This is a genomic window from Kitasatospora sp. NBC_00374 (assembly GCF_041434935.1).
Taxonomy (GTDB): Bacteria; Actinomycetota; Actinomycetes; order Streptomycetales; family Streptomycetaceae; genus Kitasatospora.
The window spans coordinates 8,570,986-8,588,389 of the sequence record NZ_CP107964.1; the positions used below are offsets into that span (position 1 = coordinate 8,570,986).

At 69.4% G+C, this 17,404-nt stretch carries 15 protein-coding genes; 8 read left to right on the forward strand and 7 right to left on the reverse strand.

The genetic code is table 11. The features are described 5' to 3' along the window. Nucleotides 1-736 precede the first annotated feature (736 nt). Nucleotides 737-2,491 (forward strand): FG-GAP-like repeat-containing protein, encoded by a 1,755-nt coding sequence (locus OG871_RS37585; protein ID WP_371502991.1) that lies wholly within the window; start codon nucleotides 737-739, stop codon nucleotides 2,489-2,491. A 330-nt stretch (nucleotides 2,492-2,821) separates the two neighbouring features. Here the strand turns inward: OG871_RS37585 and OG871_RS37590 are convergent, their stop codons facing one another. Further along, complete coding sequence (locus tag OG871_RS37590) at nucleotides 2,822-3,463, reverse strand: hypothetical protein (RefSeq protein ID WP_371502993.1); 642 nt, start codon at nucleotides 3,461-3,463, stop codon at nucleotides 2,822-2,824. A 339-nt stretch (nucleotides 3,464-3,802) separates the two neighbouring features. Beyond that, nucleotides 3,803-4,798, reverse strand: a complete 996-nt coding sequence (locus tag OG871_RS37595) for a hypothetical protein (protein ID WP_371502995.1) — start codon at nucleotides 4,796-4,798, stop codon at nucleotides 3,803-3,805. A 531-nt stretch (nucleotides 4,799-5,329) separates the two neighbouring features. On the opposite strand from OG871_RS37595, the gene OG871_RS37600 reads away from it, so the two are divergent. After that, nucleotides 5,330-5,884, forward strand: a complete 555-nt coding sequence (locus OG871_RS37600; RefSeq protein ID WP_371502997.1) for a VWA domain-containing protein — start codon at nucleotides 5,330-5,332, stop codon at nucleotides 5,882-5,884. Nucleotides 5,885-6,738: 854 nt separating this feature from the next. Beyond that, entirely contained in the window at nucleotides 6,739-7,707 is a 969-nt protein-coding gene (locus OG871_RS37605) for a phosphotransferase (protein WP_371502999.1), read from the forward strand. On the opposite strand, the gene OG871_RS37610 is transcribed toward OG871_RS37605, so the two are convergent. Both OG871_RS37610 and OG871_RS37615 read right to left on the reverse strand, forming a co-directional pair. Next, complete coding sequence (locus OG871_RS37610; RefSeq protein WP_371503000.1) at nucleotides 7,665-7,865, reverse strand: hypothetical protein; 201 nt, start codon at nucleotides 7,863-7,865, stop codon at nucleotides 7,665-7,667. The two genes, OG871_RS37605 and OG871_RS37610, sit on opposite strands and share 43 nt — an antisense overlap. A gap of 1,255 nt (nucleotides 7,866-9,120) precedes the next feature. After that, nucleotides 9,121-9,357: a hypothetical protein gene (locus OG871_RS37615; protein WP_371503002.1), complete on the reverse strand. Its 237-nt coding sequence runs from the start codon at nucleotides 9,355-9,357 to the stop codon at nucleotides 9,121-9,123. Nucleotides 9,358-9,586: 229 nt separating this feature from the next. Between OG871_RS37615 and OG871_RS37620 the strand changes: the two genes are divergently transcribed. Next, nucleotides 9,587-10,669: a hypothetical protein gene (locus tag OG871_RS37620; protein WP_371503004.1), complete on the forward strand. Its 1,083-nt coding sequence runs from the start codon at nucleotides 9,587-9,589 to the stop codon at nucleotides 10,667-10,669. 326 nt (nucleotides 10,670-10,995) lie between these two features. Here OG871_RS37620 and OG871_RS37625 read toward each other — a convergent pair whose 3' ends face one another. Continuing rightward, nucleotides 10,996-11,871 carry a LysR family transcriptional regulator gene (locus OG871_RS37625; RefSeq protein ID WP_371503006.1) on the reverse strand — a complete coding sequence of 292 codons (876 nt, stop codon included), beginning with the start codon at nucleotides 11,869-11,871 and terminating at the stop codon, nucleotides 10,996-10,998. 122 nt (nucleotides 11,872-11,993) lie between these two features. Between OG871_RS37625 and OG871_RS37630 the strand changes: the two genes are divergently transcribed. Together OG871_RS37630 and OG871_RS37635 are read left to right on the forward strand one after the other, a co-directional pair. Further along, the gene (locus OG871_RS37630; RefSeq protein WP_371503008.1) at nucleotides 11,994-12,992 is read left to right on the forward strand and encodes an NADP-dependent oxidoreductase; all 999 of its coding nucleotides are present in this window, start codon (nucleotides 11,994-11,996) and stop codon (nucleotides 12,990-12,992) included. Next, the gene (locus tag OG871_RS37635; protein WP_371503010.1) at nucleotides 12,989-13,390 is read left to right on the forward strand and encodes a nuclear transport factor 2 family protein; all 402 of its coding nucleotides are present in this window, start codon (nucleotides 12,989-12,991) and stop codon (nucleotides 13,388-13,390) included. The genes OG871_RS37630 and OG871_RS37635 overlap by 4 nt, the downstream gene beginning before the upstream one ends. 285 nt (nucleotides 13,391-13,675) lie before the next feature. On the opposite strand, the gene OG871_RS37640 is transcribed toward OG871_RS37635, so the two are convergent. Then, nucleotides 13,676-14,581, reverse strand: a complete 906-nt coding sequence (locus OG871_RS37640; RefSeq protein ID WP_371503011.1) for a LysR family transcriptional regulator — start codon at nucleotides 14,579-14,581, stop codon at nucleotides 13,676-13,678. A gap of 139 nt (nucleotides 14,582-14,720) precedes the next feature. Here OG871_RS37640 and OG871_RS37645 point away from each other — a divergent pair, with 139 nt between their 5' ends. Beyond that, entirely contained in the window at nucleotides 14,721-15,539 is an 819-nt protein-coding gene (locus tag OG871_RS37645; protein WP_371503012.1) for a 3'(2'),5'-bisphosphate nucleotidase CysQ, read from the forward strand. Between the two features lie 41 nt (nucleotides 15,540-15,580). After that, nucleotides 15,581-16,177 (forward strand): NADPH-dependent F420 reductase, encoded by a 597-nt coding sequence (locus tag OG871_RS37650; protein ID WP_371503014.1) that lies wholly within the window; start codon nucleotides 15,581-15,583, stop codon nucleotides 16,175-16,177. Between the two features lie 442 nt (nucleotides 16,178-16,619). On the opposite strand, the gene OG871_RS37655 is transcribed toward OG871_RS37650, so the two are convergent. Continuing rightward, the gene (locus tag OG871_RS37655; RefSeq protein WP_371503015.1) at nucleotides 16,620-17,348 is read right to left on the reverse strand and encodes a TetR/AcrR family transcriptional regulator C-terminal domain-containing protein; all 729 of its coding nucleotides are present in this window, start codon (nucleotides 17,346-17,348) and stop codon (nucleotides 16,620-16,622) included. Nucleotides 17,349-17,404 lie beyond the last annotated feature (56 nt).

The window sequence follows — 17,404 nt, forward strand, 5'->3', positions numbered from 1 at the left end:
CGATGCCTTCTGCCAGTGGACGGTGACCTGGATGTGGACGCCCAGCATCCGGGCGAGGATGGCGGCGGGGGTTGAGCAGTTGGTGGCTGCGGAGTCGGCCAGCCGGCAGCTGAGCCTAGACGTGCGCAGGGAGGTCGGTGTCCTGGTCGAGCAAGTCGGTGACCGGATCAACGCCCGCTTCGGTCCCGGTGCGGTCCGGCCAGCAGCGACTCTGCGGGTAGGTGGTGCGCGGGGGCTGGTCACACGGCAGCGGTCCGGTATCCGTGTGCTCCGTGGAAGTCTGCCTCCACGTACGTGATCGGCCCGCCCTGGGACCAGTGGCTCAGAGTCTGCTCGAAGGCTGGGGGCAGTGCCGTGCACGGTTGACTCCCCAGGCTCTGCGCCGTCCTGGCCGGTAGGCAATCCAGTCAGCTCCTCGAGGAGCTGACTGGTGACAGGCATCAACCCCATGCGCTGTCGGAGCGGGGCGACAACCGCCTCCCCAATCCCGGCGGTCCGGATCCTGAGGAGGTCGAAACCTCCCACCTGTGCGACCGCGCCGCGCCGCCGGCACGGGTGGCGGCGATCACGGCGCATCGTCGGAGAGGCGGAGGGGGAGCAGCTTCACAAGGAATCCACAGGATCGATCCGTACGCTGCGGGAAGGAAGTGGGGACCGTTCACGCGCCGACGCGTGACCCGGTCGTTGGGCACGAGGCGCCCGGGTGGGTCCACACGTTCGATCCTGAGGGGGGATCTTGACCGCATCGTACCGCGGACGCCTGAGGGCCCTGGCCGCCGGGGGCGTCCTTGCCCTGGCTTTCGGCGCTCTCGCCACCACCCCGAGCACGGCCGCCCCGCAGCACCGCGCGCCCGACTCCGTCGTCGCGCAGTCCGTGACCGACTCCGCACCGGTGGCGGACCCCGACGCCGCGCCGCGCGGCGTCGGCGAGTACCCGACCGTCGTCATGCCCGCTCCGTCCGGGCCGTCCGAGCAGGTGACTGCCGCCGCCAAGCCGCGGCACGACGTCGACGGCGACGGCCGCAGTGACATGATCGTCATGGAGTACGACCAGGCCACGGCCGTCTACCTGTCGTCGATCCAGGCCTGGAGCGACTACACGATCGCCAAGACCGACCCCGACGCCTCGTTCAAGGACCTGCTGCCGGTGGGCGATGTCGGCGGCACGACCAAGCCGGAACTGCTCTCCCTCTCCTTCGACGGCGTCCTGACGCTCTACGAGGCCGGCTTGAACGCCACGTCGGCGCCCCTGTGGTCGGGCGGCGGCTGGCAGAAGTACAACCGCCTCATCGCCACCGGGGACGTCACCGGAGACCGTCACCCCGACCTGCTGGCCCGCGACTTCGCCGGTGACCTGTGGCTCTACACGGGGACGGGCACCGTCACCAAGCCCTTCAACGCGCGGGTCAAGGTCGGCACCGGCTGGGGGATCTACGACCAGATCGTCGGTGCCAGTGACGTCGACGGCGACGGCCTCGGCGATGTTCTCACCCGCACCCTGACCGGCGAGCTGTGGTTCCACAAGGGGGCCGGCAGCGCCACCGCCCCGCTCAAGGCCCGCGTCAAGGTCGGCACCGGCTGGAACGCGTACAACGTGATCAGTGGCTCGGACGACGGCGACGGCGACGGCCTGAGCGACCTGCTCGCCCGCGACCGCGACGGCGTGGAGTACTGGTTCAAGTCGATCGGCGGCGGGCGCTTCGCCGCACCGGCGTACTTCGGCGGCGGCTACGAACGCAACAAGTTCATCGTCGGTGCGGGCACCACGCAGCTCTACGGCAAGGCCCAGAATCTCATGACCCAGACCGACGGCACCCTGGCCAAGTACTACGCCCTGGCCAACGGCGCCTACCTGACGCCGCCGACCGGAGTCGGCAAGGAGAAGCCGGGGTCCCGCAACACGTACGCCACCGCGCTCAACAGTCACAACCACGCCAGCTATGTGGAGAACACCGGCAGCGACCTGTACATCCGCAGCAAGAAGGTCAGCTCGACGTGGAACTACAACGCGATGGTCGGCCCCGGCGACCTCACCGGCGACGGCAAGGGCGACCTGCTCAGCCGCGACTCAGCGGGAGTTCTGTGGCTGCACCCCGGCGACGGGGCGGTGGACACCAAGCTCGGCACACCCATCAAGGTCAGCAGCGGCTGGAACGCCTACAACGCGCTGGTCGGCGCGGGCGACTACTCCGGCGACGGACGGCCCGACCTGCTCGCCAGGGACACCTCCGGCCGGCTGTTCCTCTTCAAGGGCACGGGGACTTCCACCGCGCCGTTCGCCGCCCGGGAACAGATCGCCACCGGCTGGGACGTCTACGACATGCTCGTCGTGCCGGGTGACATCGACGGGGACAGCAAGGGCGATGTGCTCGCCCGCGCCAAGAACGGCGACATGTACCTGTACACCTCGACGGGCAACGTCGGCACCGCGACCTTCGCCGCCCGGGTGCTGTTCGGCAGGGGCTGGAACATCTACACGAACATGCTCTGATCCTGTCCATCGGACCCCGGCGGTGACCAAGGAGCCCCGTACACGGTCACCCACCTGGGCGTCCGCCGGACACCGACGCGGCCCTCGGCCCGATCCGCTGCTCCGACCGGAGAGCGCATCGGACGATCCCGAGGGCCGCGTCGGTCAGAGTGCGGTCTCCGGACGCTCACGGAGGCGATCGCGCAGGCTTCACGCTTCCGGGGCAGCTGCCACGCCTGGCCCAGGCGCCGACTGGTGCGCGAAGCAGCGTGGTCGCTCAACCGGGCAACGGGTAGCGATACACCGGCTTCGGTCCCCATGAGGTAACGGAGGGAGCCGAGCAGACGGATCTCAGGAGCCTCCGCCGGTGGAGCCGCCGTGACCGCCCATCGACGGGTACTGCACCCGGCGTCGGACGACCAGGTCCACCTGGACGGCGGAGGGGGCGAGTACCTGTTGCAGCTCCTGGCACAGGGCCGTGGTGTCGGTCGTCCACCGGGGCAGTGACGTGGGCCGGATCAGGTGGCCGTTCTTCAGCAGCACGTACAGGGTGATCTTGGCGTTGACGGGCTTCCGATCCTCCTCGTGCGACTCCGTGATGGCGTGGTCGATCCAGATCTGCCGGACGTCGGTGAGCGGCCTCGGCCGGTCCGTGCGGGAGCCCCGGACGACGGTCATGGTGTCGGGGGAGGCGGCGGGGGAGAACCGCAAGCGGTTCACGTCCCGGAAGGCCCCGTACAGGATCACGAACGTGTTGACGACGAGTCCCAGCACGGCGGCGATCCCGACCAGAGCCCAGATCCGGCCGGGTTCGAGACTGAAGATCAGCGCCATGACCACATAGACCGGGATACCGCAGACGGCGCCGGCCACGAGCGACCCGAGCACCTCCCCGGGCCAGCGCTTGGCGGCGAACACGAGCGGCCCGACTCCCTCGCGAAGCACCACGTCGACCACGTCGGGACTCGAACGGTCCACCCGCACCCTGCTCATGACCCAACGTTAGGATCGTGCCACTGGTTATGGAAGAGCGCGCTCGGCCAAGCGGCCCGGCCGAGGCGCGCCTGTCTGCGTGGTCGACAGCCGCACATCACTAGATGATTGATTCCAAGGGGTCCTGGGCTGCGCGTTGAGGCGCTGAACAGCAAGAACGCGGTCTCCTGTTGCGGTTGTCGGCACCAGCAGGGGATGAGCATCACCGGCAGACGGTGTATAGCCGCTTCCGGACCTGGGAGTTGGACGGGACCGGGGAGCGGCTGTCCACCGCGATCTTGGCCGAGTGACGCCGACACTGGAACGGTATCCGTCTCCAGCTGCGGGCTCAATCATGTGTCAGGGCACGAGCCGGTCCAGCACTCCGCTCCATGCCTCCATCGCTGCGCCCAACCCGGTGCCGGCAGCTGCTGCTGCGTTCAGTGCGTTGAGAGCAGACCTGATGATTCCTCGGTTCCTCCGCTCCGGGGGTTCTCCTGCGGCCCCAGCGAGGTACTCGACATTGTCGAGCAGGTCCCGGCGCTGATCGTCGTCAAGATTCTCCTGGGCCAGCACCGCTTGCCCCAGTGCTGTCAGCGCATCAGCTATGCCAGCGCCGCCGTCCTGGTGAACACCGGCGACGGACGAGCGGATGTTGGCGATCTGGGCAGCGAACTGCCCGCCGTAATAGTTCCCGCCACTGAACGTCAGCGAAACCCGCGGCTCCGGAGCTGCCTGCCCGGATGCCTCTGCATAATCAGGCATACGTCCTCGTACCTCTTCCAGATAGGCCAACCCTAGAGCCATAAAGGCTCGCCCCAGAGCATGCGGATCGGCAACCAGGGGACTGCTGCACGCTCCAGCGGATTTCATAACGGAATCGAATCCGAACTGCACGCCCGACCCAAGGTGACGCTGCAGAAATCGGGAGGTGCTGTCGCGCCAGGCCAGGATGACAGGTGAAACGGAAGTCGCAGTGGCAACGGCTGCAACTGTCTCCTTGCAGTTCTCGATACAGGCGCTGAGATCTTCGGCGAAGAGCCGTGAGAGAATACCCTCCCCGAATACCGCATGCCGGGGTGGATGAATCCCCTCCGGCACGTGAATAAGGCATTCAGGATTAGCTTCCCTGCATGCCGTGGCGACCTTTCTGATGTTTCCGATGAGCGCCGCCACGGCCTGGTCTACATGATCTTTCGTAAGGTGGCTGGTGCCTGAATGAAAGTCGTAAGGAGCTCTGCGGGCGCCGTTGGAATATTCAATACTGGAGAGAGAAGGAGGGTTGTAGAGAAAACCGGTTGCATTGTCCCACTCACGCCAAAGAGGCTGGAAACGGCCGCTGCCCGTCGAGTCCAACAGTCTCCGGGCCTCGCCGAGAGCCGTGTTCGCTTCGGGCCTGACATATCCGCGCGGCTCCAAGAGGGTCCCCTGCCCGGGGTACCACTTCCACGCCTTGCCCCGCCATGGTTCAAGGGATGCCGCGACCGCATCACAGCGCCTTCCCAGTTCGTCCAGGAGTGGCCGCAACCGGCGCCGCGCCACCATGTCCTGCTCACGTATGACGCGCCTAGCCGTGCCAACGTCCATGTGGAAACTTTAGCGGCCCCCTTTGTGCCATGTCCGCGGAATGCTGGAGTCCTCTTTCTGTGAGCAATAGAGCCGCGGCTGCTTGCTCGGCCAGCTCCCTACGCACGGCAACCACGACGAGGCTTCGAGAGCGCCAATTGCTCATGCAACACCGGCACAAGGAGTGCGCAGCCCTCGGCCTGGCGCTCAACCTGGACGACGACGGGATCGTGCCCGTGGTGCTGTTCAGCACCGAGGCCGAACAGCCCGCCGAGATCAGCCTGAACGACTACGCCGGCGCGGTCGCCCGCTACTCCAGCCGTGCGCCCTGGGGCGGCACCAACTACGAGACCGCGATGGCGTCCGTCCACCACCACCTACCCGGACCCCGAGACCCCGGCCCTGGTCAACTTCCAGACCGACGGCGAGCCGCAGAACCGCCAGGCCGCCGAGGACGCGCTGCGCGCCGCCGCCCACCTGCCGATCTTCTGGGCGTTCGTTGGATTCGGCCCCCGGATCGAGTTCCTCCGACAGCTCGACACACTGCAAGGCCGCCTGCTCGACAACGCTCTGGTGGTCCTGCGGGCGCCGGATTCCTCCGCGGTGGCCATGGACGCGCGGTTCGACGGGGAGCGGCTGCTGCGGGCGTGCTGCGAGCCGCATCTGGCGCGGCTCGTCGCCGCCTACCAGCACCGTCGCTTCGTGGCGGAGGAGTTGTGGGCCGGGCAGATCACCCGGGCGGTGCGCCTGCTCGGGCCGCTGGACGAGGAGGAGATGTACGACCGGGTGGTGGCGGTGATCGGACTCGACGAGGAGCAGCTGATGCGGGCGGTTGCCTGGCAGGGCAGCCACTCCGGCCCATCCGGCCCGGGGTGACGGCCCGCCGTGATGCACATGGTCGGTGTGCTGCACCGGCAGGTGAGCGCCGAGGGCGGCGGCTACTGCGGCCGGGTCTGAGGGCCGCCGCCATACCGACGTGGGCTCGGCCGTTCGGGTGTGCGGCGGGGTGTGGACAGTGGTTCTTCCAGGGGGTGGGTCAGGGGCGTGTGGCTTTCTCCCCCCACCGGGGCCGGCTCGACGTCCGTGGGGTGACTTCCCGTCTTCCTGGTGGTGGGGTGGCGTCGGCGGGGATGGGGCTGTTGGCGAGCAGATCGGTCAGGTCGCTGTTGTCGATCTCGTGCCAGCCGGCGAAGTCCGGGGTGGTGGAGGCGCCCATGGGCTGGCCCCCCGTTGGGGCCGGTGCCGCGGCGCCAGCCGAACGCCACCCCGGCGACCTCGGACGGGTACTCGAACCCGGCCGGCGCGCGGTCGACGACGAACACGCCCTCGCCGGAGGGCAGGCCGTCCTTGCAGCGGCTTGTGCTCGTCGTCGAGTGCTCCGGAGGAATCCTGGGCTCCGACCATCTGGAGATCATCTGCCCCCAACGGGGTGGCGGCGATCAGTACGCCGAAGATGATGCAACTGATCTCGCTGACCTTCTCGTTGATGCGGGTACGAGGCTCGGTTTGCCGCATCAGGCGGACAACGATGACGGCGGAGCAGGCTTCCGGCGGCCGGGTCCTCCTGCGTCGGCAGCCGGCTCAGTGAGGGTCAGTTCGACGGTCGCGGCGAAGCCGGTGAGCAGGGTGCGGTGCTCGTGCCTTCGCCGACTGCGGGGTCGCGCCGCAATCCTTGGTGATCGGCCGCGTGCTCGCTGTACCGTGCGTTGTAACCGATCCCGGAGGCTGTCATGGGAAGGACCCCGCCCGCGAACCGTCCCGGATGGGGCGACCTTCCGCAGGCCGTCACCGCGGCCGTCGAGGTCCGCGTCGGGGCGCCGTTGGCTTCGGTGGATTACCCGTCGGGCGGGTTCACGCCCGGCCTCGCAGCCCGTGCCGCCTTCGCCGACGGCAGCCGCGTGTTCCTCAAGGGCATCCCGACCGGCGACGGCACAGCGGGAATGTACCGGGCCGAAGCCGCGGTCGGCGCCGTGCTGCCCGAGTCGGTGGCCCCCGCGCTGCTGTGGTCGGTCAAGACCGGGGGCTGGCTGATGCTGTCCTTCGAGGATCTGTCCGGCGGCGCGCCCGACCTTTCACCCGGAGCCGCCGGTGTGGGGCCGGCATTGGATGTTGTCGGCGAACTGGAGCGGACGCTGACGCCGTGTCCGCTGCCCGACGCTAAGCCGTTCGAGGAACTGGCGCGAGAACTGGCCGGCAACTGGACCCGCCTGCAGGGGAGTGGCCCCGCGGACGCAGGCTCGGACGCGTGGGCGACCGCATACGCCCGCGACCTGGTTGGCCTAGACGATCCCGCGGCCCTCGTGGAGGCGACGGCCGGCGGGACGCTGCTGCACTGTGATCTGCGCGCGGACAACATGCTCCTGAACGCCGACGGCCGGGTGAAGGCGATCGACTGGGCGTGGACCGCGCGCGGCGCCGCGTGGGTGGACGCGGCGTTCTTCCTGCCGCAGCTCGTCCTGGCGGGGCACACCGCTGCGGTGGCTGAGCGCCTGCTCGCCGAGCGTGTGCCCGCCTGGCGGGCCGCACCCGAGGCGGGGGTGCTGGGCTTCGCGGTCGCGCTGACGGGCTACTGGTCCTGGCACGCGCGCACCGGCCCCGGCGGCGCACTGGGCGCCTACCGGGGCCGGGCCGCGGAGGCGGGCCGGGAGTGGATCGCTCACCGCGCGGGCTGGAAGGCCCCGATTCCGGCGTCACGGTAGAGCCTGTGGGCGGTGAGGTCGGCGAAGCCCCGGGCGAGCACGGAGTGCAGGTGGGCGGGGTGCAGGTGGTCGAGGTAGTCCTTGCCGGTACGGCCGTCCGGCGCGCGCAGCAGCCCCTCGGCGGCCTGCCGGATCGTCACCCGGTCCTGTCCGGTCATGCGGTGGGCGAGGCGGGCGAGGCTCCGCTCGGCGGCGGCGACGTGTTCCTGACGGGCACCCCCGAATTCCGGTCTGGCGCAAATGGATCACGACGGAGCGGGTAGAGAATCGGAAGGTTACCGACCAGCCGTGAGCAGGACGCCGTCCGGATCCTGCTGCTGATCGATGGAGGCTGCCAGCCGCTCACAGCACCAGAACAGGCCGCGCCCGCCCTTCAGAACGCCGTGGGTGTGTGCCGGACACAGGTAGCTCCAGAAGCTCGACTTGCTTCCTCCAGGCCCTGCGGAAGCTGAGGATCTGGGCCGGCGAGCCCTCCTACCACTCGATGGCCCGCCACTGCCCGGTGTCCGCGTCGACGCTCTGCGCGGCGCTCGCCCCCTCGCACACTACCCTTCCCAGCCGCGACACCGTCGAGGGGATCGTGACCGCGCGCCTGGCGTTCGTGGCCCGCGCTGGCGGCCACCCGCAGGACACCGGCACGCGGGCGTGGACCGACACCTGGGCCCGGCTGCGGACCGCCGAGCTCGCCAGCCGGCATGCCCGCCCCGCACCGGAGAGCGCCGCCACCGCGCCACCTGCCGCTCCTGCTGCGCCGGGAGGAGAGACGTGGGCCCGCGCACGCGTACGTGGCTGATCGAGGACGGGACACTCCTGGAGGTGGCGGCGTTCGCCCGGGCACTCCAGGACGCGGTGGCCACCACCGGTATGACCCAGCGCCAGCTGGTGTGGGCCGGATGCGTCAGCGCCGCCAGCCTCTCGCGCGCTACCTGCGCGGCCAGCGCCTGCCAGCGCCGTCCGCGATGCCGCTGCCGGGCTTGGTGGATAGAAGTCGAACAGCGGCTACGCCCCTGCAGGGAAGTAGCGGCCCGCCGGTGCTTTCTCAAGGCTGGAACACCGCACCGTCGGCCACGGAAGGCGGCCCCTACCTGAGCGGGCGGACCGTAGCGTCGGCCACCAGCTCCCGGCCGTCCTCGCCGACGACGCCAGTGGTCGTCCCAGCCCCGCGCGTGCGGCCAGCTGAACGTTGGTCAGGCCTGACGTCGCCCGCCCGCCATCCAGTCGGCCTCGCAGCTCGGCCAACGCCCTCTCCGCCCTGGCCGCTCTGACTGTGGAGCCCGCCTGAGCGCTGGTTCGAGGCCGCCGCACCGGTCTGGACCCGGGTGATGATCCGACGCGCTCGCTGACGTCATCGCCGATGCAGCGGACCGAATTCCCACGCGCGACCTCCCGAAACAGCTCCCCGCGAACTGACCACTACGCCGCGCGGTCGGTCCGCACCGAGCCCTCGGCCTTCAGTCGTGCGAGCAGCCTTTCCGCGAGAATGGAGATCGGGTTGGCCTCGGGCAGGCTTTCTGCCAGCTGGGCGACGGTGACCACCCGCTCGAGGAACCCGTAGAGCAGGCCGTACAGAGCGTCGTCGCTTCCGGGCACGGTGTCTCCTCGAAGCGCCTCGGGGTCGATCCGGCGGACCCCCGTCACCATCTCGTCCACAATGCTGTCGATGCTCAGGCCATCCTGGAGTCAGAGGGCGCCAAGGTGATCGAGAGCGCCACGGTTCCCCGGAAGTGACGACCGGCTCTGCCGGTGATGAGGACCGTTGAATTCCCTACCCGTGCTCGGGCATTGGCCAGACCTGCTCAGCGTGATTCCCCACCCACCCGATGGGCTCCTCGATGATGGCTGTTGTCATCTGTGGTGATCTCCCAGGATGATCGCAGCCGTGACGCTCCTCTTCCTGGTCGCCCTGGCCGTCGCTGTCCCGCTTGTCTTCCGGGTGGGCCCTCGCCTGAGGCGGGTCGGCCCGACGCTCTGGACCCGTGCCCGGTTCGACCCGGCCGTCTATGGCCTCCCACCCCGTGAACAGCTCGACGTGCACCGAGCCGGGCCGCCCCTGCCTGCTTACCGCTCCAAGGAAATACAGGCCATCGCCCACGACGCGTGGGAAGGTCACTGGCGGCCAGCGGCCGCCTACGTAAACGCCGCGGGCCAGGAGTGGGACGAACGCTGGTCCCGGCTGGAAGTCCTGCAGCAGATCGCCGACGAGGGCGACACCTGGCTGCACGACTGGCTCCGGGCCGAACCGGAGGACTGCACCGCCGCCACCGTCCACGCCCAGGTGCTTGTGCACCGCGCGTGGGCGATACGGGGAGACGGATACGCGCACAGTGTTCCCGCCGGTCGGATGGCCCGGTTCATGGTTCAGCTGAACGCCGCGATGGAGGCCGCGCGGAAGGCCGCCTCGCTCGCGCCCGAGGACCCTGGCCCGTGGGTGGTCATGGTCACCGCCGCCCGCGGACTCAGGTATGAGCACGACGAGTTCCGCCCTCTCTGGAAGGGGCTGGTCACGCGCGCCCCTTACCACTACGCGGGCCACTGTCAGGCCACGGAGTACTGGTGCGCGAAGTGGGCCGGCACAAACAAGCTGATGATGGAGTTCGCCGAACGTGCCGCGCACGAGGTACCGGCCGGCAGCCCGCTCGCCGGAATCTACCTGCACGCGCTGCACGAGCTCACCCGACGCTCCGGCCTCTCGGCGCTCCCGTCCTCGCACGCGGCCAAGGACCTGTTGGAGAGCGTCGCCCGGTCACTGAACCAGGTCCCGAACGGAGACCGGCGTGCGCACCGACCTCGGCACCTACTGGCTCAGTATCTGGTCAGGGCACGGCGTTACGACGCTGCACTGGAACAGTTCCGTCTGATCGGTCCCTGGTGCGGCGCGGAGCCGTGGACGAAGGAGCGCGACCCCGTCGCGGCCTTCGACCTCGCTCGGGGCATCGCCGCGATAAGAGCCCGGCAGAACTGACGCCGTTCACTTTGCATGCCCAGATACGGCAAGGCACAACGATCTGGGAGAACGAGCGGCAACGGGGGTTTCTGCGAATCCCCATCACCGGAGAGAACGGCGGGATACGGAACCCCCGGGCCGGACCGATGGGCGTGGCGCCCGCGACCGGACAATGGCGTGGCAGGGCGCCAGCCGGCGCCGGGGGGCCGGCAACGGCCGCCTGCGGATCAAGTCAGCCAGCTCCAAGACCTAACCCCGAGCCGTACCGGCAGATGCGCGACGAACACGGCGCGCGTGAGCACCGCTTGGTGCAGTTCAGCGCCCTGCGGGTCGGCTGGTCCCGGTCAGGCTGCCGGGGTGGTCAGGACGGCCTTGGCCGCCAGCCGGAGATTCCTGATCATCGGATTCGGGTCGCCCTTGCGGCTGACCAGGACGACCTGGCTGGGGGGAGCGCCCTCGACCGGGACGGTGACGAGGTTGGGACGCAGTGAGCTACGCCGATCGCCGACCGGTAGCACGGCGATCGCCCTGCCACTCGCGATGAGTTCGAGCTTGTCCTCGTAGCTCTCGATCGTCGGTACGTCGGCCCCGAGGATCCGGTAGGAAGTCCAGTCCGCGGTCTCGAACGCGCACGGCGCCGCCTTCTCGCCGGCCAGTTCTTCCGCGGTCACCGACGCGCGGCCGGCCAAGGGATGGCCGCGCGGGACCACGAGCATCCGGGGCTCCTCGTACAGCGGGGTGGTGAACACGTCGTCGGCGGCGAGTGGCAGCGGGGTCCGCGCGATCAGGGCGTCGACGCGCTTGTCTGGCAGCGCCCCGACATCGCGGCAGCTCAGGTAGCGGGTGACGATCTCGGCGTCAGGGTGACGGCGGCGCAGTTCCCGTACGGCGGCAGTGATCACCAGGTCTTCGACGTAGCCGATGGTGATTCGTTCGGTGTTGGCTTGTTCACGCACGGCCTGCTCGGCCTGGTGGGCGGCCTGCAGCAGGGCTTGGGCCCGGGGGAGGAACTTCTGGCCGGCCGGAGTGAGCTGGGTGCCCTGGGGTGTGCGGTCCAGCAGTCGTGCGCCGAGATGCTTCTCGAGCCGTTGGATCTGGCGGCTCAGCGCCGGCTGGGCCACGTGCAGGTCGGCGGCGGCCCGGCCGAAGTGTTGGTGCGCCGCCACCACGGTGAAGTAGCGCACCAGCCGTAGTTCCAGGTCCTGTCCGGGATCGTTCACGCTTCCAGCGTACGCGTCATGCCGTTTCGGAATGATCAGGTTGCCGAACAGGTCTTGGACGGCGATGCCGCGGTGGGCCTTGACTTAAGGAGCAACGTTTCCCCAGGAAAGAGACAGACGCGATGAAGGCGATTCAGTTCCACGAAGCGGGCGGGCCGGAAGTTCTGCAGTATGACGAGGTGCCGGTTCCCGGGATCGGCCCGGGCGAGGTGCTCGTCCGGGTGCACGCGGTGGGCATCAACCCGCCGGACTGGTACCTGCGTGAGGGGCTGAAGGTCATGCCGGCCGAGATGAGGCCGGCCCTGGAGTTTCCCCTGATCCCCGGAACGGACATGTCGGGCGTGGTTCAGGCGGTCGCTCCGGACGTGCTGGGGTTTGCCGTCGGTGACGAGGTCTTCGGCATGCTGCGGTTCCCCGGGTTCGACGGCCGGACGTACGCCGAGTACGTGGCCGCGCCGGCTTCGGACCTGGCTCACAAGCCGGCCGGTATCGACCACGTGCAGGCGGCTGGGGCGCCGATGGCCGTGCTTACGGCCTGGCAGTACCTGGTTGATCTCGGCCACGACGTGCCGTCTCCTTTCACCGGCCAGGTGCACCAGCCGGTGCCGATCACGCCAGGGATGACCGTGCTGGTCAACGGGGCCGCCGGTGGAGTGGGCCACTTCGCGGTGCAGCTGGCGAAATGGAAGGGGGCACGCGTGATCGGGGTGGCCTCGGGCCGACACGAGCAGTTCCTGCGCAAGCTCGGCGCTGATGAGTTCATCGACTACACCAGGACGCAGGCCGCGGACGTGGTCAGCGGTGTCGACCTGGTGATCGACACCGTAGGTGGCCCGGACGGCTCACGCCTCCTGACCGTGCTCAAGCGCGGCGGCACGATGCTTCCGGTGTTCTTCGCCCAGTACGACCCGGAAGAGACAGCGAGTCTGGGCATCACAGTCTCGAACATCCAGGTGCGTTCCAACGGCCCCCAGCTCGCCGAGATCGGGCGCCTGTTCGACGAGGGCAAGCTGCAGGTCGGGGTGGACAGCACCTACCCGCTGCCCGAGGCGGGCAGCGCACACACGCGAGCCGCGCAGGGCCACATCCAAGGCAAGATCGTGCTGACGGTGGTCTCGTGATCGCCGAACTCCAGCAGGCGGTGGCGAACTACGCCCACGCCCTGGACGAGCTGAATGTGCCCGAGCTGGAGGCGGTCCTGACCGAAGACACCACCTGGACCTTCACGATGCCCGGACAGGGAGTGCTCGGCCCGGTCGCCGGACGCGCGGCGGTGCTCGACTTCATCCGTGACGGGTACACGGCCCAGACCGGAAGGGTGCGGCACCACCTGGGCAATGTCGTGGTCACGGCCACGGACGCCGCCACCGCTGAGGTGCGGGCCTATCTGGTGCAGACGAGGAACACCGGCGAGAGCATCCAGATGATCTCGACCGGGGTCTACACGTTCGGCCTGTGCCGGTCCGACGGTGGGTGGCGGATCGCCGAGCTCACCCTGACGCTGGACAACGCCTTTTAGGGCGGGGCTAGGTGTCTTGACCCGCAGCGGCGCGGTCGCTCGGCACGTCGCCGAACGCGGCGGCGATCTGCTTCGACGTCAGCAGCCAGGAGACCGTCAAGACGTTCGTCGCGTCCTGCATTCTCGGCAAACCCGGGCTTCGCGACCGCGTTCAGGTTGGTCGTGTATGCCTACCGCCGAGGTCTGGTGCTCTGATGCGGGTCAATGCGGGTCCGCACAGCGGCCGGCCGTGCGGCATCAAGGTGGTCGCGTGGACGTACGGGTGAAGCGGCCGGACGGCGCCGACTACGACGCTCCGCACGTGGCCAGCGCGGTTCGCGCCAGCCCGCGCAGCCAGGCGTGGGCGTGGTCGGTGTCGTAGCGCTGATGCCACGACAGGTATATCGGTGCCGACGGCAGTTCGAGCGGGAGGGGGAGCACGACCAGGCCGAGGTCGGCGACCGCGGACCGCGTGGTGGCCTCGGGGACGCTGATCAGGAGATCGGAGCCGCGCGCGAACTCCAGCGCGGCCGCTTCCGTGGGCGCGGTCGCCACCACGCGGCGGGTGAGGCCGAGCCGCGCGAGGGCGTCGTCGAGGGCGTTGCCGAGGTTCCCGCGTCGCGAGACGGTGATGTGCTCGGCGGCGGCGTACCGCTCTGCGGTCACGGCCCTGACGCGGGTGAGGGGATGCCCCTGCCGCACGACGATGACGAGGCGGGTCTCGCCCACGTTCTCGGCACGGATGTCCGGTGCGCTCGGGCGGTTGGCGTTCGCCTCCAGGTCGACCTCGCCGCGCCGCAACTCGGGGGTGTCGATGCTCGATTCCGCGACGAAGCGCAATCGCACGCCCGGCGCCTGTCCGCGTACGGCCGCGAGCAGTGCGGGGCCGCTCAAGGCAACCAGGGAGTCGTGCCAGCGGAGTGTGAACGTGCGCTCCAGCGTTGCCAGATCTAGTTCACGGCTCGGTGCCAGCACCCCCTGGACCTGGTGCAGCAGCTCGTGCACCTGTTCCCGGACGGCGATCGCGTACGGCGTCGGGGTCATCGTGCGGCCGGTGCGCACCAGGATCTGATCCCCGGTCGTGCGCCGGATTCGGCCCAGACTCCGGCTCATCGCGGGGGCGGTGACGTGCAGGCGCGCGGCCGCCCCGGCCACACTTCCCTCCTCCAGCAGCGCGTCGAGCGCGGCGAGCAGGTTCAAATCCAATTGCATGTGAGTAATCCTAGCCGTGCCTGACATGCATTTGAAGTTAATTACGGGGCTGTCTACCGTTGAGGCGAAAGCGCAGGAAGTAACGCGCAGTTCGGCCCTCGACCGGCCTCATCACCCCTCCTCACACGGGAGTACCACCATGTCCGAAACGCTTCAGACCACTGACGTCGCCGCCTTGGACGCCGACCTGCTCGCCCAGACCGCGATCGCCGTGCGCGCGGCCGGTTCGGCGCTGCGCGAGCGCTTCGGCGAGGTGGTCCGCTACCAGACCCGCGAAGAGCTGATGCGCGCGCTCGCCGCCAACGACGACACGGCCCTCGACATCCTGCGCCCCCGCCTCACGAGCCTGCGCCCGGACGCCGGCTGGGTGGAGGACGAACTGGACGGCGGGGCGCTGCCGCCCGGCGAATGGTGGGTCGTGGATCCGGCCGAAGGAAACGTCAACCACCTGCACGCCCTTCCGGAGTGGGCGGTCACCGCCACCCTCGTGCGCGACAACCAGCCGGTGCTCACCGCGGTCCACCTGCCGTTGACCGGCGAGACCTACACCGCGCTCACCGGCGCGGGCGCCCACCTCGACGGCCGGCCGCTGCACGTCTCCCGGACCGCGGACCTCGGCCTGAGCATCGTGGCCACCAGCCAGGCCCGGCCCGACGAGGACGAGAAGGTCGTGCGACGCGTCGGCTCCTCGATCACTGCGATGCTCTTCGACGCGCTCGTCGTCCGCGCCGCCGTGCCCGCGACCCTGCACCTGCTGAACGTGGCCGCCGGCCGGATCGACGCCTTCTGGCAGTTCGCCGGCGCCCGCGCGGACCTGCTCCCCGGAGCGCTGCTCGTCACCGAGGCCGGCGGACAGATCTCCGACGCCGAGGGCCGCCCCTGGACCCCGCAGAGCGAAAGCTTCCTGGCCGCCGCGCCCGGCGTCCACGCCGAAGCCGTCGCCACGCTCTCCCGCTGACCGCGCACCACAACCCGCACCCACGGAAGGACCACATCATCATGACCACGATCGCAGTTCTCGGAAACGGACGCGTCGGCGGCAACCTGGCCGCGGCCCTCGTCCGGGCAGGGCATGAGGTGACCGTGGCGGACCGCACGCCGGGCGCCGCCGCCGACGCCGCCCGCACAGCCCGCATCGTCATCAACGCCACCCCGGGCAACGGCTCGCTGGACCGGCTCGTCGCCCTGCGCGAGGAACTGCGTGACAAGATCCTCGTCGATGTCTCCAACGCCACCACCGACGGACCGGACGGACTGCCCGCCGACCTGATCTACCCCGGCTCGAGCCTCGCCGAACAGCTCCAGGAAGCGCTCCCCGAAACGCGCGTCGTCAAGACACTCAACACCATGCTCTTCCCGGTGATGACCGCACCGGCCACGCTCACCCAGACACCGACCGCGTTCCTCTCCGGCGAGGACCCGCAGGCCAAGCAGACCGTCCGTGAACTGCTCATCGACCTCGGCTGGCGCAAGGAGTGGATCACTGATCTCGGCGGGATCCAGACCGCCCGCGCCACGGAGGCCGCGATACTGTTCGTACCGCACGTGATTCGGTCCAGCGGATTCGTGCCCTTCGCGATCTCGATCGCCCGCTGATCCGCGCACCGTGCACCGCCGGGGCACGGCATGGCGCAGACGAAGTTCGACAAGCAGGTGGACGTGGCCGGCCGCGAGACATATGTGATGGTGAAGAAGACCTGCAAGCCCCCGGCGAAGGCCCTGCTGAAGGATCCTAAGATCCGGGAGATGATGGCCAAGGCCAAGGAGTCCGCACCCGTCATCGGCGTCGGATCGGGCGGCAAGGCGGTCTCCGTCGACCTGGACGCCGACTCCCCGCACGTCCTGATCTCCGCAGGCGCCGGCGCCGGCAAGTCGACCATCCTGCGCACCATCACCTGCCGGTCTGGCGTCACGTTCTTGATCTCGCCCGGGCAGAGGGCGCTTCTGGGAATCGTGCTGCGTCGGGGGTTCGGCGCGCGGAGGCCGACGTCGGAGTGCCGAGTTCGCCGAGGAACCTCCAGTTGGCGCCGCCGAATCGTCAGGGCCGGATGGGGAGGTTGGCCTCCCATCCGTCGAGGAGTCGTTCGAGTCCCAGTTGGAAACCGCGCTCGGCGCTGTCGGCCGCGTGGGGAAGCTCGGCATCACGAATGACCCGGGCGAGGAGTGGATGGCGCCCGCTCTTGACGACTTTGTCGAGGTAGGGCGCGTGGGCGTCCATCCATTCCTGGATGCCGACTCCGGAGCGTCGGACGGCTTCCTGCTGGGCGAGCTCGCCGATGGCGTAGCCGCGGACGAAGGCCTGCAGCGTGTCGACGACGGTGATCATGACGTCGATGTCGAAGCCGAGGGGATCGAGGGCGGCGAGTGCGTGTTCGATGGCATCGAGGGAGTTCGGGCCAAGTGATGGGCGCCCTGCCGCGAGGGAGGTCATCCAGGGATGCCGGTGGATGGTGGCCCGGGAGCGATGGGCCAGTGTCCGCAAGTCGCCGCGCCAGTCGCCGGTGGGGGCAGGCGGGCCGCCGTCTTCGGCCGCTACGGCGTCGAGCATGAGGTCGAGCAGGTCGTCCTTGGATGCCAGGTAGCGGTAGAGCGAGGCTGTGCCCGTTCCCAGTTCCTTGGCGACGCGCCGCATGGACAGTGCCTCGATGCCCTCGGCGTCGGCGATCGCGATGGCGGCGGCGGTGATCTCCGCCCGGGTGCGCGAGGGCGCGGGGCCTTTCGCGGCCCGCTCCGGCCGGTTCCAGACCACCGTGTGAGCGTCGTCCATCGGGTTTCCCTCCTAACTACTGCGCTCACTGTTCGCAGTAGTGCTATCGTGGCGCC

Excerpts from the sequence above, each read along its gene's own strand:
- OG871_RS37590 (WP_371502993.1), bottom strand. The coding sequence starts at position 3,463 with ATGAGCAGGGTGCGGGTGGACCGTTCGAGTCCCGACGTGGTCGACGTG.
- OG871_RS37605 (WP_371502999.1), top strand. The coding sequence starts at position 6,739 with ATGGGAAGGACCCCGCCCGCGAACCGTCCCGGATGGGGCGACCTTCCG.
- OG871_RS37610 (WP_371503000.1), bottom strand. The coding sequence starts at position 7,865 with ATGACCGGACAGGACCGGGTGACGATCCGGCAGGCCGCCGAGGGGCTG.
- OG871_RS37630 (WP_371503008.1), top strand. The coding sequence starts at position 11,994 with ATGAAGGCGATTCAGTTCCACGAAGCGGGCGGGCCGGAAGTTCTGCAG.
- OG871_RS37640 (WP_371503011.1), bottom strand. The coding sequence starts at position 14,581 with ATGCAATTGGATTTGAACCTGCTCGCCGCGCTCGACGCGCTGCTGGAG.
- OG871_RS37645 (WP_371503012.1), top strand. The coding sequence starts at position 14,721 with ATGTCCGAAACGCTTCAGACCACTGACGTCGCCGCCTTGGACGCCGAC.
- OG871_RS37650 (WP_371503014.1), top strand. The coding sequence starts at position 15,581 with ATGACCACGATCGCAGTTCTCGGAAACGGACGCGTCGGCGGCAACCTG.
- OG871_RS37655 (WP_371503015.1), bottom strand. The coding sequence starts at position 17,348 with ATGGACGACGCTCACACGGTGGTCTGGAACCGGCCGGAGCGGGCCGCG.